At 70.8% G+C, this 15,378-nt stretch carries 18 protein-coding genes and 2 pseudogenes; 7 read left to right on the plus strand and 13 right to left on the minus strand.

Annotated features, from left to right (window positions below):
* The first annotated feature begins 405 nt into the window (after positions 1–405).
* The gene (locus tag ACFU95_RS48665) at positions 406–753 is read left to right on the plus strand and encodes a hypothetical protein (protein WP_383843590.1); all 348 of its coding nucleotides are present in this window, start codon (positions 406–408) and stop codon (positions 751–753) included.
* Positions 754–783: 30 nt separating this feature from the next.
* Here ACFU95_RS48665 and ACFU95_RS48670 read toward each other — a convergent pair whose 3' ends face one another.
* The 3 genes from ACFU95_RS48670 to ACFU95_RS48680 form a co-directional block, all read right to left on the minus strand.
* The gene (locus ACFU95_RS48670; RefSeq protein ID WP_383843593.1) at positions 784–1,602 is read right to left on the minus strand and encodes a pyrroline-5-carboxylate reductase family protein; all 819 of its coding nucleotides are present in this window, start codon (positions 1,600–1,602) and stop codon (positions 784–786) included.
* Positions 1,599–2,720, minus strand: coding sequence for a pyridoxal phosphate-dependent aminotransferase (locus tag ACFU95_RS48675; protein ID WP_383843596.1), 1,122 nt, complete (start codon positions 2,718–2,720; stop codon positions 1,599–1,601). Before ACFU95_RS48675 ends, ACFU95_RS48670 begins: the two co-directional genes overlap by 4 nt.
* A gap of 88 nt (positions 2,721–2,808) precedes the next feature.
* A complete protein-coding gene (locus ACFU95_RS48680) occupies positions 2,809–3,480 on the minus strand; it encodes a glutamate-5-semialdehyde dehydrogenase (RefSeq protein ID WP_383843599.1) in 672 nt (223 codons plus the stop codon).
* Between ACFU95_RS48680 and ACFU95_RS48685 the strand changes: the two genes are divergently transcribed.
* Both ACFU95_RS48685 and ACFU95_RS48690 read left to right on the plus strand, forming a co-directional pair.
* Entirely contained in the window at positions 3,431–4,381 is a 951-nt protein-coding gene (locus ACFU95_RS48685) for a GtrA family protein (RefSeq protein ID WP_383843643.1), read from the plus strand. The genes ACFU95_RS48680 and ACFU95_RS48685 overlap by 50 nt on opposite strands.
* On the plus strand, positions 4,363–4,995 hold the full coding sequence (locus ACFU95_RS48690) for a response regulator (RefSeq protein ID WP_383843602.1): 633 nt from the start codon (positions 4,363–4,365) through the stop codon (positions 4,993–4,995). Before ACFU95_RS48685 ends, ACFU95_RS48690 begins: the two co-directional genes overlap by 19 nt.
* A gap of 314 nt (positions 4,996–5,309) precedes the next feature.
* Here the strand turns inward: ACFU95_RS48690 and ACFU95_RS48695 are convergent, their stop codons facing one another.
* The 8 genes and pseudogenes from ACFU95_RS48695 to ACFU95_RS48730 form a co-directional block, all read right to left on the minus strand.
* Positions 5,310–6,014, minus strand: a complete 705-nt coding sequence (locus tag ACFU95_RS48695; RefSeq protein ID WP_383843605.1) for a cysteine hydrolase family protein — start codon at positions 6,012–6,014, stop codon at positions 5,310–5,312.
* A gap of 119 nt (positions 6,015–6,133) precedes the next feature.
* The gene (locus tag ACFU95_RS48700) at positions 6,134–6,265 is read right to left on the minus strand and encodes a molybdopterin-dependent oxidoreductase (RefSeq protein WP_383843608.1); all 132 of its coding nucleotides are present in this window, start codon (positions 6,263–6,265) and stop codon (positions 6,134–6,136) included.
* Between the two features lie 80 nt (positions 6,266–6,345).
* Positions 6,346–6,522 (minus strand): annotated as a pseudogene (locus ACFU95_RS48705) (sulfite oxidase-like oxidoreductase); the annotation flags it as partial.
* A 122-nt stretch (positions 6,523–6,644) separates the two neighbouring features.
* Complete coding sequence (locus tag ACFU95_RS48710) at positions 6,645–7,064, minus strand: molybdopterin-binding protein (RefSeq protein WP_383843611.1); 420 nt, start codon at positions 7,062–7,064, stop codon at positions 6,645–6,647.
* Between the two features lie 165 nt (positions 7,065–7,229).
* Complete coding sequence (locus ACFU95_RS48715; RefSeq protein WP_383843614.1) at positions 7,230–8,318, minus strand: ABC transporter ATP-binding protein; 1,089 nt, start codon at positions 8,316–8,318, stop codon at positions 7,230–7,232.
* Entirely contained in the window at positions 8,315–9,178 is an 864-nt protein-coding gene (gene modB, locus ACFU95_RS48720; protein ID WP_383843617.1) for a molybdate ABC transporter permease subunit, read from the minus strand. Before modB ends, ACFU95_RS48715 begins: the two co-directional genes overlap by 4 nt.
* The gene (gene modA, locus ACFU95_RS48725) at positions 9,175–10,002 is read right to left on the minus strand and encodes a molybdate ABC transporter substrate-binding protein (RefSeq protein WP_383843645.1); all 828 of its coding nucleotides are present in this window, start codon (positions 10,000–10,002) and stop codon (positions 9,175–9,177) included. Before modA ends, modB begins: the two co-directional genes overlap by 4 nt.
* Before the next feature lie 58 nt (positions 10,003–10,060).
* Positions 10,061–10,447: a molybdopterin-binding protein gene (locus ACFU95_RS48730; protein ID WP_383843620.1), complete on the minus strand. Its 387-nt coding sequence runs from the start codon at positions 10,445–10,447 to the stop codon at positions 10,061–10,063.
* Between the two features lie 138 nt (positions 10,448–10,585).
* On the opposite strand from ACFU95_RS48730, the gene ACFU95_RS48735 reads away from it, so the two are divergent.
* Entirely contained in the window at positions 10,586–11,068 is a 483-nt protein-coding gene (locus ACFU95_RS48735) for a molybdopterin-dependent oxidoreductase (protein WP_383843623.1), read from the plus strand.
* Between the two features lie 43 nt (positions 11,069–11,111).
* A complete protein-coding gene (locus ACFU95_RS48740) occupies positions 11,112–12,401 on the plus strand; it encodes a methyltransferase domain-containing protein (RefSeq protein WP_383843626.1) in 1,290 nt (429 codons plus the stop codon).
* A 28-nt stretch (positions 12,402–12,429) separates the two neighbouring features.
* On the opposite strand, the gene ACFU95_RS48745 is transcribed toward ACFU95_RS48740, so the two are convergent.
* On the minus strand, positions 12,430–13,212 hold the full coding sequence (locus ACFU95_RS48745) for a phosphotransferase enzyme family protein (protein WP_383843629.1): 783 nt from the start codon (positions 13,210–13,212) through the stop codon (positions 12,430–12,432).
* A gap of 57 nt (positions 13,213–13,269) precedes the next feature.
* Between ACFU95_RS48745 and ACFU95_RS48750 the strand changes: the two genes are divergently transcribed.
* The gene (locus ACFU95_RS48750) at positions 13,270–14,448 is read left to right on the plus strand and encodes a molybdopterin molybdotransferase MoeA (protein ID WP_383843632.1); all 1,179 of its coding nucleotides are present in this window, start codon (positions 13,270–13,272) and stop codon (positions 14,446–14,448) included.
* A gap of 23 nt (positions 14,449–14,471) precedes the next feature.
* Here the strand turns inward: ACFU95_RS48750 and ACFU95_RS48755 are convergent, their stop codons facing one another.
* Positions 14,472–15,122, minus strand: a complete 651-nt coding sequence (locus tag ACFU95_RS48755) for a pyridoxal 5'-phosphate synthase (protein WP_383843635.1) — start codon at positions 15,120–15,122, stop codon at positions 14,472–14,474.
* Positions 15,123–15,201: 79 nt separating this feature from the next.
* Between ACFU95_RS48755 and ACFU95_RS48760 the strand changes: the two are divergent.
* A pseudogene (locus ACFU95_RS48760) lies at positions 15,202–15,378 on the plus strand (aminopeptidase); the annotation flags it as partial.

A 15,378-nucleotide genomic window follows, 5' to 3' on the forward strand; every position in this document is an offset into this window, starting at 1 on the left:
GGACCCTCAGCAAGTCCTATCGTTGCAGGTCAAGGGCACTTTCCGTGTTTCTGATCAACTCTTGGACAGCCCACCTCGTGAAAGCGCGAGGTTAGTCTGCACATCATTCGTTGTTCAACGGCTCACGGGGGTGTGATGCAGCTGAGCTTTGCGGAGTCTCCGCAGATACGGAGCGCGATCCACGGAGCGCGCCGCGAGGTTCTCTTGGCACTGCCGACGGATGTCGGGGCGCTCGACCGGCAGGTCGACGTGGTGGCGGCGTCCAGCGCCGGTGGGGCATCCGGCGTATCAGTTCGCCTGTACGTACCGCCGGCGGCGGGTACAGGCGAACAACCGAGCTTCCGGCTGGCGGGGTTGGCGAGGGTGGGGGTGGAGATTCGCTCCTGCCCCCACCTCGTTCCTCGTATGGCGATCATCGACCGGCGGCTCGTCGTCATGGCCCGCAACCAGGCCGACTACGGGGACGGAGCGCTGATCGGGCGCGACCTGCCCTTCACGTCGATGCTGGTGAGTCTGCTGACCACCACCGAACCGGAGGATGCCGACGACCCCTCGGACATCGCGGAGATCACCCCGCTCTCCCGGGAGGTCCTGCGCCAACTGTCGCGGGGGGTCAAGGACGAGGTCGCCGCCCGTGAACTCGGCATGGCGCTGCGCACGTACCGGCGCACGGTGGCGCACCTGCTGGATCTGCTGCACGCCGACAGCCGGTTCCAGGCGGGGTACTTGGCCGCGCAGCGGAACTGGCTCTGATGCGCGGGCGGGAGCGGATCCGTGGCTGCCTCAGTGTCCCGTCGCCATCCGCTGGTACGAGAGCCGGATGGCGGCGGCCGTCGCGGCGCGGGCAGCCTCCGCGACCCCGCGGTCCTGGAGCATGTCCAGAGCCGCGGCCGTCATCCCGCCCGGCGACCTGACCGATTCGATGACGGTTCGGGGGCTGTCGGTGCGCTCCAGCAGCGCACCCGTGCCACGCACCGCCTGCGCCGCGAGCAACGACGCGGTGTCGGCGTCGAGACCGTGATCGACACCTGCCACCGCCAGGGCCTCGGCGAAGTACGCGATCAGCGCCGGTCCCGCACCCGACACCGCGCTGACCGCCTCCAGGGAGTCCTCCTCGGCCACAGCGACTTGCCCCAGACGGCCGAAGAGCGTCTCGACCTCTGCCAGGTTCCCGCGCGTCGCCTCAGGGCCGCGTGAGAGCACGGTCGTTCCCGTCCGGAGAGCGACCGCGACATTCGGGACCGCCCGTACCACGGGTACCCCGGGGATCGCCGCCGCGACCGCCTCCGTCCGCCAGGACGCGACCAGCGAGACCAGGACATGCTCCGGGCCGACGCGGTCCGCCAAGTCCCGCAGCACCGCCTCGGTTTCGTGCGGATGTGTGGCGATGACCACCAGCCGGGCACCGTGCACCGCCTCGTCCGGGGAAGCGGCGAAGAGGGTGCCGTACTCCTGACTCAGCGCGCGGGCGCCGGCACCCGTACCGGAGACGCCGCGAAGGCTTCCCGCGGGGTACCCCGCGGACACCAGGCCCGGAACGGTGGCGCGGGCGATGCGGCCGCAGCCGATGAAGGCGACATCGGCTGCGCCCCGCCCGCTCACTGGGTCTCCTCGATCAGCGACGCGAGCGCGGAAACGCCCCGGATCACCCGGTCCTCGGGCTCGGCGCCCACCGAGATCCGCACGAACCGATCGCAAGAGGCGCCGTATCCGGTGCCCGGCACGACCGCCACATGGTGGCGCAGGAGCAGCCGCTCGGCGAATTCCTCGGAACCCAACCGGGAATCACCCAGCGCCGCGAACAGGTAGAAGCTCGCGTCTCCGGGCAGACAGGCGACGCCGCGGTCGGCCAGCAGAGCTGCCATCCGGTTGCGCCGACGCACCACCTCCTGGATCTGAGGCCTCGTTCGCGCGAGGATCGATTCGAAGTTCTGGGCCAGGTAGTAGCTGAGGATCGTCGGAGCACAGGTCACCAGGTGCTGCTGCAGCTTGATGATCTGATCCATCAGATACTCGTTGGCGATCAGGTAGCCGATGCGCCATCCGGAGATGCCGTAGTTCTTCGACATCGAGTTGCAGACGATCGTGTGGCGCTTCAGCGGGTCCTGGGCGAGGGCGGACACGAAGGAAGCGCCGTCCGGGACGAACTCGTGGTAGGCCTCGTCCGCGATGATGAACAGGCCGTGCCGGTCCGCCATCTCGTGCAGCGCGCTCAGCTCCTCGGCGGTGAGCCGGCGACCACTGGGGTTGTGCGGGTTGTTGACGATGATCGCCTTGGTACGGGGCGTGATGTACGAGTCGAGCTCCTCCACCGACTCGAACCAGGGGGTCATCACCGGGATGCCACGCGCCAGCCGGACCTGGTCGGGGTAGCTCACCCACAGGGGTTCGGGGATGACGACCTCGTCGCCGGGCTCCAGGAGCGCGGTCAGGGACATGAAGATCGCTGCCTTGGAGCCTGCGGTGACCAGGATCTCGCGCTCCGGGTCGACGGAGACACCGGAGCCGGCCTGGTGGTACCGGGCCAGCTTCTCGCGCAGCAGCGGAAGTCCGCGGGAATGGGAGTAGTGATGGATCTCGTCGGCGGGGGCACCCTCGAACGAAGGGGTCGGGAGGTCGAAGAACGCCTCACCGAGCGAGAGCGTGATGACATCGGTCCCGGCCGCGCGCATCTCGTAGATGCGGTTGTTGAGCCTGATCGACGAGGCCTCAGACACCATGTCCAGCAGGCTCGAGTGCCGTAGCGTCTTCATCCTGTGGGGGCCTTTCGAGTTCGTCCTGGGTGAGGGAAGGGCGAGCGGGCCCCGTTCATATGACACGGATCTGGCCGTTGCCCCACACGACGTTCTTGACGCAGGTCAGGGACTCGAGCCCCATGGGGCCGCGGGCGTGCAGCTTCTGCGTGGAGACGCCGATCTCGACCCCGTACCCGAACTCCCCGCCGTCGGAGAACCGGGTGGAGGCGTTGACGAAGACGCTGCCGCTGTCCACGGCCCGGGCGAAGCGGCGGGCCACCGCGATGTCCTGGGCCACGATCGCCTCGGCGTTGCGGGTCCCGTAGCGGTCGATGTGGGCGAGCGCCTCGTCGAGGTCCGTGACCACCTTGACGGCCAGCACCAGGTCCAGGTACTCGGTCTCCCAGTCGCTGTCCTGAGCCGCGGCGGCGGCCGGCCACACCTCGCTGGTGCGCGCGTCACCGCGGACCTCCACACCCATCTCCCGCAGGGTGTCGAGCACCTTGGGAAGCCAGTTCTCCGCGAGGTCCTGGTGGACCAGCAGCGTCTCGACCGCGTTGCACACGCTCGGGCGGGAGGTCTTGCCGTTGACGACGATGTCCGTGGCCATGGCGTGATCGGCTGTCGCGTCCACGTAGACATGGCAGTTGCCGTCGCCGTCGATGACGGTCGGGACGGTCGCGTTCTCCTTGACCGTGTTGATCAGGCTGGGGCCGCCCCGGGGCACCAGGAGGTTCTTCGACACCGAGCTGCTCCTGCTCGCCGAGCACAATGGACTGCGCATCCACGAGGTCCCCGTCGACTGGGTCGAGGACGTCGACACCCGGGTGGACGTGTTGAACACGGCCAGGGACGACCTGCGGGGCCTGTGGCGCATGGCACGACTCAAGGCTTCGGGCGGCGCCCGAGTCGACGTACGGCCGCGCCCCGCACCGGCCGCCGAGCACCCCGACGCCGTCCTCGCACCCTCCGCGCGACGCGGCGCGCTGTCGTGGGAAGTCGGCTGCTTCCTCGCGATCGGCGTCGTCTCCACGGTCGGACAGGCCCCGCTGTACTGGCTGCTGCGCGGCTGGTGGAGCCCGGCCGTCGCCAACCTGGTCTCGCTGCTCGCCCTCACCGTCCTCAACACCGAGGCGAACCGACGCCTCACCTTCCGGCACTCCACCGCCCCACCCGCGCGTGTGCACCTCGGTGCCGGGGGCCTGTTCGTCATCGGCTATCTGGTCACCTCCGGGGCCGTGCTGTGGTTCAAGTGGATCGATCCCGGGGCCTCGGCGGCCGCGGAGACCGCCGTCCTCGTCACGGCGTCCGTCGCGGTCACCTGCGTGCGCTTCGCCGTGCTGCGGCTGGCCGTCTTCAACAGTGCCCCCGGCCGTACCCGTTACAGGGGTGGGTTCCCGCATGAGACGGGAGCATGTAGGCGGGACGTACATGGGTCGGGTCCACATGAGTGGAGACCGGGTGAGGGAAGGGCACATGGGCGAAGCGCACATGTCTGCAGCGCACATGGGGGGGAGCGCCCATGCCTGAAGCACACATGTCTGAAGCACACATGGGTGCAGCGCATATGGGCCAAGGCCACATGGATCGGGAGCACATGGATCGGGGCCCTGTGGATCGGGGCCACATGGACCAGGGAAGGGTGAGCGTCCTGGTCGTCGACGACCACCCCATCGTCCTGGACGGTGTCATGGTGGCTCTCGGCAACACCCCGTGGATCTCCGTCGCCGGGTTCGCCCGCTCCGGGCGGGAAGCTGTCACCGCGGTCGGCCTCCTGAGTCCCGACGTCGTTCTCCTCGACCTGCGTCTGCCCGACATGCTCGCGCCCGAAGTCGTCCGCGAACTCCGCGCCCACCGTCCCGGCGTCAAGATCGTGATCTTCACCGCGTATCCCGAGCACGTCGCGCTCAACGCCGCACTCGACGCGGGAGCGCACGCGGTCATCCTCAAGGACACCGAGCGGTCCGACCTGGTGGACACCATCCGCCGCGTGAACGCCGGCGAGCGCGTGATCTCCACCTGCCTCGAACAGGACATGAACGTCCTGCTGGCCAAACGCCTCAGGGAGCGCGGCCTGACCCGCCGGGAGTACGAGATTCTGCGCCGCATGGCGATGGGCGAGACGAACCCCGAGATCGCCGAGGCCCTCGGCCTCACCCGGAACACGGTCAAGACGTACGTACAGCGAACCCTGGAGAAGCTGGGCGCCGGAAACCGGATAGAGGCGCTGACCCGCGCGAACGAATGCGGGATCCTCTAGACCGGCCTGACCCGGCCTCGCGCGCCTGGTCGGTTACGTCCAGAGGCTTTGTCAGGGCCAGTAAGCGCTGGCGCCTGGCACGCCGCGCAGGCGGACCAGCGTGCTGTTTCGTGCCGCCTTGGTGGGACGTCGGCCCTCGCCGACACGGCGCGGACCTGGCGGAGCATGCGCAGACACGGGTCGGACCGGCGCTGCCGGCAGACGTCGCGGATGCAGCGTTTGTCCGCCGCCGTGCGCCTGACGTAGGCCGGCCCTGACGGTCGGTCCACGGTGCCGTCGGCAAAGACCCTGGTGACACGCCCCGTCCCCGTCCTCTACCGGGTCGTCAGCCTGCCTGAAGCCGCCGACCCGGCCAGCAGCCCTTCGAGCGCTTCGGTATCGAGGATCGCGACGCCGATCCCGGCGAGTTCGGTCAGGGCCGAGTCAGTCACCCGCGAGACCGCGTCCCGCACCAACGCCACACGGAAGTCCCGCTCCGACGCCTGGATGATGCTCGCCCGGGGGCAGTTGGGCAGGTTGCACCCGGCGAACACCAGGGTGTCGACGCCGAGTTCACGCAGGAGCTCCTCCAGACACGTGTGGTAGAAGGCGCCCCAGCGGGGCTTGAAGACCACGTAGTCGTGCGGCCCCAGCCGCTGAGGCCGGCCCGACAGCAGCAACTTGGCGTCCAGCGCGGGCGCGCCCTCGGGGACGATGCCGCCGGCCGGCTCACTGCCCGGCGTGCCCGGCGCGGCGATCCGCACCCCCGACTCCAGCAGCTGCCGCCGCACCAGGTCGGCGTTGCCGCCGCCCTCCTCGTACAGCCGCACGACGTGCACCACCGGTCGTCCCGCGGCCCGGAAGGCGGACACGGTCCGCCGCAGCGCGGGCAGGATTTCGGTGGTGCCCGGCACGCCGTACGGGGCTTCGGAGAGGAAGTCGCGCTGTACGTCGATCGTGACCAGGGCGGATGTCGCGACGTGCGGTGCGGTGTACGGGTTCTGGGGCTCGGGTTCTGGCGGCGTCATCGGCTGCTGCACTTCGCGTGTCCTTTGTCCTGGTGGCCTTTCGGGGAGGGAGATGCGGGCGGGCTGCCGTTGGGTCACCACTGGCGCTGCCAGGCCCCCTGCCGTTGAGTCAGGTACTCGATGGCGCGCAGTCATTTCGGGCTCTTGTATCCGTAGAGGTGGGGGACGACCAGGCGCAGAGGGAAGCCGTTCTCGGCGCTGAGGGGCTCGCCGCTGTGGTGGGTGGCCAGCAGGGTCTCGGGCGTGGCGGGGTGCCGTACCACTCGTGATCCTGCGACGTCGGGCCGGTGGCGCAGTGCAGGTCGGCGACGACCGTGATGCGGGGGAGCACTGTGAGTTCGTCGAACGTCCAGGTGTGCTCGTCGCCGGCGGTGGTGGCGCCGAAGACGCGCAGGTTCCAGCGTTCGGGGCGGAAGCGCGGAACCGGGCCGTAGTGCGAGACCGGCCAGCCCTGCACACGACGCTGGCCGGGAGGAATGCGGCGGGGTGCACTGGGCACGCTGGGGTGGTCCAGTGCCATGGTGCCGCTCCCTCTCCAGCCGCGTGGTTTCCAGCAGCGTAAGCGAAGAGGATGTGCCGGCCGATGCCCGATGCCCGATGCCCGATGCCCGATGCCCGATGCCCGGGTGCTCCGGCGCCGTCTCACGCGGTCGCGAGCGAGACCTCGGTCGACTTCATCAGCGCGACGACGGTGGAGCCTGCCTCCAGGCCGAGGTCGGTGACAGCGTCCTTGGTGATCGCGGCGGTCAGCTCGCCGCCCTCGACCGTGATCTTGACGGAGGCCATGGCATCGCCGGTGGTGACGTCGGTGACCGTGCCGGGCAGCTGGTTGCGGATGGACAGGCCCGCCACCGGGCCGGTGGCCAGGGCGACCTCTGTGGACTTCACGAGGGCGCGGACGGCGGAGCCCTCGGCGAGACCGAGGTCCTTGACGGACTCGACGGTGATGGCCGCGGTGAGGTCCTGGCCGCCGTCGAGGCGAACCTTGACCGTCGCCATCGCCTCGCCGGGCGTGATGGCGGTGACGGTGCCGGGGATCTGGTTACGGATGGACAGGCTCATGATGGAACGCCTCACGGAGAAAGAGATGGTTTGTCACTCTTCGGTCCTGCTCTGATCCACCGTAGTCGCGGGTGGCTGGCGTCGGCGGTGCGTCCATCGCATCTGCGATGAGTGTCGCTGGCGACACCTCGCAGACCGTGGCTGCGGGTCCATCCGGGTGTGCTCTCAGGCGGCGTAGGCATGGGTCTGTGTCGCCTTGACCGTCGCCCAGACCTCGGCTCCCGGGTGCAGATCGAGCTCGGCGGCGGCGACCGTGGTCAGGTCGGCGGCGAGGGGGAGTTCGCCCGTCAGGTCGGCGCGGATCTGGTCGCCGTGGGTCTCCAGGCCCTCCACTTTGCACTGCCAGAGATTGCGGGCGCTCGCGCCGGTGGGGCGGTCGCGGAAAAGGGTGACCGAGCTCGGCGGGAACGCGACAAAGACCGGGCCGGTCAGGTCTTCTGTCGTGGTGATGGCCGGGCCGGCATCGAGGCGGACGGTGTGGCCCTCGGCCTCGCCCCGGTAGAGGTTGAGGCCCACGAGTTGGGCGATGTACTCGGTGCGCGGGTGGCGCGCGATGTCGGCCGGGGTGCCTTCCTGGACGACTTGGCCGTGCTCGACGACGACCAGGCGGTCGGCCAGGACCATCGCGTCCAGCGGATCGTGCGTGACCAGTACGGCCACTGCCTCGAAGTCGGCCAGGTGGCGGCGGAGTTGGGCGCGGATCCCCAGCCGGGTGCGGGCGTCCAGGGCTGCGAGGGGCTCGTCCAGCAGGAGCAGCCGGGGGTGGGTGGCCAGGGCGCGGGCGAGGGCGACGCGCTGGCCCTGTCCGCCGGACAGCTTGCGCGGCTTGGCTCCGGAGTGCTCGGCCAGACCCATGCGGTCCAGCCAGGCGGCGGCCTGGGCGCGGGCTTCCGCCTTGGTGGCGCCGTGGCAGCGCGGTCCGAAGGCCACGTTGTCGAGGGCGGTGAGGTGGGGGAAGAGCAGGTAGTCCTGGAAGACGACGCCGACCGGGCGGGACTCGGGTGGCGTACGGTCCAACTCCGTGCCGTCGAGCCGCAGATGCCCGTCGGTCAAGGGGGCGAGCCCGGCGAGTGCGCGCAGGGCGGTGGTCTTGCCGGCGCCGTTCGGGCCGAGCAGGGCGACCACCTCGCCCGGGGCGACGGTCAGCGTCACGTCGAGGCGGAAGGTTCCCCGGTCCACGACGAGGCGGGCGTCGAGCCCCTCCGCGGAGGTGTCGGTGGGGACGGCGCGAGTGGTGTCGTTGATCTTGGTCATCCTGCTGTCATCCAACGGTCGCGCAGTCCGGCGAGGACCGCGATGGACACCGCGAGCAGGACCAGGCTGAGGGCGATGGCCGCTTCCGGGTCGCTCTGGAGGGCGAGGTAGACGGCGAGCGGCATGGTCTGGGTACGGCCGGGGAAGTTGCCGGCGAAGGTGATCGTCGCGCCGAACTCGCCGAGCGCCCGGGCCCAGGCCAGCACCGCGCCCGCGGCGATGCCGGGCGCGATGAGGGGCAGTGTGACCCGACGGAACGCGGTGAAGCGGGAGGCGCCCAGGGTGGTGGCGGCCTCCTCGTAGCGGGGGTCGGCGGCGCGCAGGGTGCCCTCGACGCTGATCACGAGGAACGGCATGGCGACGAACGCCTCCGCGATCACGACGCCCGTGGTGGTGAAGGGCAGTGTGATCCCGAACCAGGAGTCCAGCCACTGTCCGACGATGCCGTTGCGGCCGAGCGCCATCAGCAGCGCCACACCGCCTACGACCGGCGGCAGGACGAGGGGGAGGGTGACGAGGGCGCGTACGAGGCCCCGGCCGGGGAACTCCACCCGGGCCAGCAGCCAGGCAAGGGGCACGCCGATGACCAGGCTCACAGCCGTGGCCAGGGTCGCGCAGATCAGGGACAGCTGGAGTGCCTGCCATACGTCGGGGCCGGTCAGCTGCTCGGGCAGGCTGTGCCATGGGGTCCGTACGAGCAGGGCGATCAGCGGCACGATCAGGAAGGCGAGGCCGAGCAGTGCAGGCACCAGCAGGGGCAGCGGCACCCCATGGCCGCCGCCCGTGCGGACGCGCCGACGCCGCGGCCCGCCCCGGAGGGTGTCGGTCGCTGCGTCGGACTTGTCGGTCGGGATGGTCACGGCTTGAGGAACCCGGCCTCGCTCAGGACCTTCTGTCCCTCGGCGGACTGCACCAGTGCGATGAACGCCTTGGCGGCGTCGGCGTTCTCCGTGCTCTTGAGCAGGGTGATCGGGTAGTCGTTGATGGCGTCGGCGGACTCGGGGAACTCCACGCCCTCCACCTTGTCACCGGCGGCATTCACATCGGTCTTGTACACGACCGCCGCGTCGGCCTCCTTCAGCTCGACCTTGGTCAGGGCGGCCTTGACGTCCTGCTCGTAGGAGACGGGCGTGAGCTTCAGCTTGCTCGCGTCGAGCGCCTTCTGGGCGGCGGCGCCACACGGCACCTCCTTGTCGCAGAGGACGACCTTCAGGTCGGAGCTGGTGAGGTCCTTGAGCGAGTCGACCTTGTCCGGGTTGCCCGGCAGGGTCGCGATCTCCAGCTGGTTGCGGACGAAGGTGGCGGGCGTGCCGGAGGCGTCCCCGGCATCCGTGACGATCTTCATCGTCTTGGGGCTGGCCGAGGCGAACACGTCGGCCGGGGCCCCGCCGGTGATGCTGGCGGCGAGGGAGTCGCTGCCGCCGAAGCTGAAGGTGACCTTCGTACCCGGGTGCTCCTTCTCGAACTGCTTGCCCAGCGCCTCGAAGCTCTCCTTCAGCGAGGCCGCCGCGAAGACGGTCACGTCGCCGGAGATCCCGCCCGAGGCGGACGCCGAGGCGGAGGAGTCCGACTGCGTCGACGAGGAGTCGTCGGAGGACGAACAGGCACTCAGAGCCAGCAGCGCGGCGGCGCCTGCACCGGCCACCTGTAGGGTCCGGCGGCTGCGGCGCGCGGTACGGATCATCACGGGTTACTCCCTCTGGTCCTGACGGACGCACTCAACTGTGGCCCTGACGGACCGTCTACGGTCTTTCGACGACCACGTTGGTCGACTTGATCACGGCAACCGCCGGAACACCGGGCTCCAGCTTCAGTTCCTCAGCCGACTCGCGGCTGACCATCGCCACCACCCGGAACGGCCCGGCCTGGATCTCCACCTGGGCGGACACATCCCCGAGGATCACGTCGGTGACGATGCCGGAGAAGCGGTTGCGGGCCGAGGAGCCGGTGTTCTCCCGCTCCATGCGGTGCAACTGCCGGGCGTAGGCCGCCAGGGCCGACCCGGGGATGATCCGGCGGCCCAGCTCGTCGCGTTCGGCGGTGAGTTTGCCGCCGTCGACCAGCCGCCTCACGGTGTCGGCGCTCACGCCGAGTAAGGCGGCCGCGTCCCCGATCCGGTAGGTGTGCATGCGCCGATGATACTGCCGCAGATGCAAGGGAAAAGTCATCTGTTGCTTCGCATGAGCCGGAATTGTGATCTGCCATGTTGGCATGTGCGTTTGTACAGAGCGCGGGTCCGGGTACGGTCATCCGGGAGGTGGTAGCCCGTGAGTCAGTCCCTCGCAGCTGCGGATACGGCCGCCGGACAGGTGGCGGAACTCGTCCTGACCGGAGATCTGGACCGCCCTGCCCGGCTGACGGTGCCCGATCTGCTGGCCTGGCCGCGGCACGAGGCCGATGTCAGCTTCGAGTGCGCCACCAGCGGCATTCAGCACCACCGCTTCACCGGGCCGCTGCTGCACGACGTTCTGTCGGCGGCCGGCCCCGTCTTCGACCCTGCCCGTCGCAAGGACCGCCTGCGTTTCCTGATCGCCGTCTCCGGCGCGGACGGCCATCGCGCCCTGCTGTCCTGGGCGGAGATCGACCCCGACTTCGGCCGCGCCCCCGTCCTGCTCGCGGTCACGATCGACGACATCCCGCTCGACCGCGCCGGCCCCCAGCTCGTCCTGCCGCAGGACCGCTGCGGCGCCCGGCACATCAGCGGCATCAACGCGATCCGCGTGGACGGCGGCTACACCTCGTGGGCGTGACACCGGGCGATATCTCTGCGGCAGCACTGGCGAAGGGTGAACTGTGAGCTGGGTGGAACCGGCGGGCGTCCTGGTGGTCCAGCACGCGCCGCACGAGGGCCCGTACGCCATCGGTACGGCGCTGGCGGCGGCCGGGCTGCCGGTGCGGGTGTGCCGGACCTGGGCGGGAGACCCGGTGCCGGAGTCACCGACGGGGCTCGCGGCGCTGGTAGTGATGGGCGGGCCGACGGCGGCGTACGAGGATTTCGCCGGCCGCTCCGCCGAGCTGGCGCTGCTGCGGTCCGCGCTGGAAGCGGAGGTCCCGGTGCTCGGGGTGTGCCTGGGCGCGCAGCTGCTGGCGATGGCTGCGGGCGGCGCGGCCCGCCCAGGGGGTGGTCAGCAGATCGGCTGGGAAGAGGTCCGCACGACGTCGGCCGCGCCGGCCGACCCGCTGTTCGTAGAAGTCCCTGAACGCCTGCGCGTACTGCACTGGCACGGCGACCCCGTGGACCTCCCCGCTGGTGCCACCGTGCTGGCTTCCTGCGACCGCTACCGGGCCCAGGCGTTCCGGATCGGCGCCTCGGCCTGGGGGTTGCGGTTCCACCTGGAGGCGGACAAGGCGGCGGTCGACGCCTTCGCCGCGGCCTTCCCGGACGAGGCCGCGACAGCACCGGACCTCCGGGAATCCGCGCCGGCCGAGCTGGCGGCCCTGGCGCCGCACCGTGACAGCGTCTTCGAGCGGTTCGCGGCGCTGGTGGCGTCCCGGGCCACGGCGACCACGACCCGCGCCTTCTTCACACCCCGAGCGGCGAACTGGGAGGAGCGCTTCGCCGCCGACGGCCCCAGGTACGCGGCGGCCGTCGCCCGCATGGAACTACGGCCGGGGCAGCGGGTGCTGGACGTGGGCTGCGGCAGCGGCCGTGCCCTGCCTGCCCTGCGCACCGAGGTCGGCGACGAGGGCGTCGTGCTCGGCGCGGACCTCACCCCGGCGATGCTCACGGCCGCGGCGGAGAAGGGCCGCACCGGCCTCCTGCTGGCCGACGCCTGCCGACTCCCGCTGCCGGCAAGGTCGTTGGACGGCGTCTTCAGCGCGGGCCTGGTCGACCATGTCCCCGATCCGGAGGCCGCCCTGCGCGAATGGGCCCGGGTCACCGCCCTCGGCGGCGTCCTGCTGCTCTTCCACCCCTCCGGCCGCGCCGAACGCGCCGCCCGGCACGGTCGCCCCCTGGACCCCGCCGACCTGCTCGCCGAGGAGAACCTGCGCCCGGCCCTGGACGCGACGGGCTGGGATATGACCTGCTACGAGGATGCCGGGCACCATTTCCTGGCGCGGGCGGTGCGCCGCACCGGCTGACACCTCGGGCGCCGGTCTCGGTCCCGTTTCAGTCGGCGAACAGAGCACGAGCCCACTGGTCTTGGCGTTTTTCGATGTACTCGGCATCGTTTCGCCAGGCGTCGCCGTGCCCCTCCTGCCAGAGCCTCGTCCAGGGCTCGCTGCCTTGAGCGGCCTGGTCGCGCAGGAAGTCGTGCATGGCGCGGGTGCGGCGCCCCAGCATCGGGACGAGCCGGCGGCGTTCGGCCTCGTCGAGTCCGTAGGCATCGGCGAACACACGCAGCCGGTCCGCGGCATCGGGGCTTTGCCAGTCGGGGTGGGCGGACAGAGGGATGAACCCGCGCATGGCATAGGCGACATCCCACAGGCGGGAGCCGGGGGCGGCCGTGTCCCAGTCGATGAATGTCCACTGCCCGTCGTCGTCGGCCACGAGGTTCCACGGTGCGAGGTCCTGGTGGCCGATGATCTCGTCCCCCTCGGCCGGGATCAGCACCTGCCAGCGGGCGTCGGCCGGTGGCGTGAAGTCCTGTACGGCGTCATGGAAGTCCTTGATCATCCGCGCCACCCGGGCCAACTGCCGGGTGGGCGTCACGAGAGCGAACCGGTCCGGCCATACGACTCGGCCAGGCACGAACGTGAGGACCTCGCGCCCTTGATCGTCGATGCCGAGGGCACGGGGAGCCCCGCGGAATCCCACGTCGTGCAGGTGGGTCAGCAGGGCATGGACCGAGGGAGTCCACGGTCCGGCGGGGCGCCGGACCGTGTCCCCGACACGGACGACGCCCGCGCTGACGTTCCCACCGGACAGAGGTTCTTCTTCATTCGAGGACACCGCGTCAGTCTGCGCCCCCGCCCGCTCGAGTTCATCTCAATAACGGCAGGCTGAGTCATGGCGGATCACGTCGGATTGCGAACCCGGTGCAGCCGGGAACTGGCCCACCAGGCGGCGGTTCCGCTTCCCGCCCGGGATGTGCCGCTCACCCGGGCGGCCGGCCTGACGCTGGCCGACGGGCTGCGGACGCGGCAGCCGCTCCCCGGCTTCGACACCGCCGCCATGGACGGCTACGCGATCGGCCCCGGACCTGGTCCATGGCGTCTGGCGGGTACCGTACGCGCGGGCGGCGGCGCATGGCCCGGCCCTCCCCTGGGCCCGGCCGCAGCGGTCGGCATCTCCACCGGTGCTCCGGTGCCGTGCGGAGCGCACGCGGTGCTGCCGCTGGAGCACGCCGTGCAGGAGGGGACGACAGTACGGGGCCCGCTTCCGCCCGAGGGCAAGCACATCCGCCGCGCGGGTGAGGACGCACCGGCCGGCGCGTGCCTCGTCCCCGCCGGGACCCGGATCGGCCCTGCCCTGCTCGGTCTGGCCGCCGTCTGCGGCCACGACACCCTGCCGCTACGGCCCCGCCCCCGCGTCAGCGCCCTGGTCACCGGCGACGAGCTCATCCACACCGGCCCCCGGGCACCCGGCCGGGTACGCGACGCACTCGGCTCCTTGCTGCCACCCCTGATCGACACGCTCGGCGGCGAGGTCACCGACGTACACCATGTGCCGGACCGCCCCGCCGGACCACGGGCGGCCACAGTCCGCCGCACGTCATACAACGCGGACGTGACCGTGGTGACCGGTTCCACCTCGGTCGGCCCCACCGATCAGCTGCGTGCGTTGCTCGCCGACGCGGGCGCGAGGTGGGTGGTCGACGCCGTCGCCTGCCGCCCGGGACAACCGCAACTCCTCGCCCAACTCCCCGGAGGCCACTGGATCGTGGGCCTGCCCGGCCATCCGTACGCTGCCCTGACCGCGGCCCACACCTTGCTCGCCCCGCTCCTGGCCGGCCTCACCGGGCACCCTCTGCCCGCCCTGCCCCTCATCCCGCTGACCGGCGACATCCGCACGTCCCCCGGCCGCACCCGACTGATCCCGGTCACCTGGGACGGCACCACCGCTCACCCCGTCGGCGGTCACCGCCCCGCCTTCCTGCACGGCGCCGCCTTCGCTGACGCTTTGGCCGCCGTGGCGCCGGACTGGCGGTCTGGAGAACCGGCCCCCCTGATCCTCCTGACGGCGTGACGCCCCGCTGCCCCCGCGTGCCCTCAGGGCCAGAGCAGTTCGCGGCTCCAGGTGCCCTGACCGGCCGAGTCCCTGCGGTAGTCCACCCGGTGGTGGACACGGTCGGTGCTCGCCTCCCAGAACTCCACCTCGGTGGGGGAGATGGCGTACAGCGTCCAGCTCGGCGGGCACGGCACTTCGTCCACGTAGAAGGCGTCGAGGCGTTCGAACTCCTCGACAGCGCTCTGCCGGTCGGCGAGCGGGCCCGGGCGGTGGAGATGGGCGGCGAGGCGGGAGCCGCGGGCGCGCTCGGCGAAGTCGCTCTCGGAGGCGGCCCGGCCCTGGTCGGCGGCCGTTCCCACGATCCGCACCTGACGTCCGACGGTGGGCCAGTGGAAGTGGGCCGACACGTGTGGGTTCGCGGTGATCTCCAGGCCCTTGCGGCTGTCGGCGGGGGTCGCGAAGTACACATGCTCGTCGTCGACGTCCTTGACGATCAGGACCCGGCTCGACGGAACTCCGGACGCCCCCACCGTGCACAGACTCATGGCATGGGGTTCGGGCTGCCCCGCCGCGTGTGCTGCGAGGATCCACTCCGCGACCATGGGCAGGGGATTGTCCGGGAGATCCTTCTCGCCGAACTCGGTGGTCGGCAGGTTCGCGAAGACCGGGATGGACCTGAGCCTGTTGCGCATCTCCTCATTCACATGTCAGGACCCTACCTGCGCGGGAATCCCGTTGCCGGCGGACGATTCGGGTAACTACGTTCGGCGTATGGCGGACGACGAACCCATGCGCGCGGCACGGCTGTTGGATGCTCAGGCGAAGGCGGAGCGGCTCTTCGCGGAGATCGAGGAGCGCGGGCTCGTCGCGCCGGGGGAGGGGGAGCGGGCCGTCAGCGACCGGGTGTGGGATCTAGCGAAGTCACTGTCCCGAACCACACGGCGCTGT

It is taken from the genome of Streptomyces sp. NPDC057623 (assembly GCF_042800355.1).
Classification (GTDB): Bacteria; Actinomycetota; Actinomycetes; order Streptomycetales; family Streptomycetaceae; genus Streptomyces.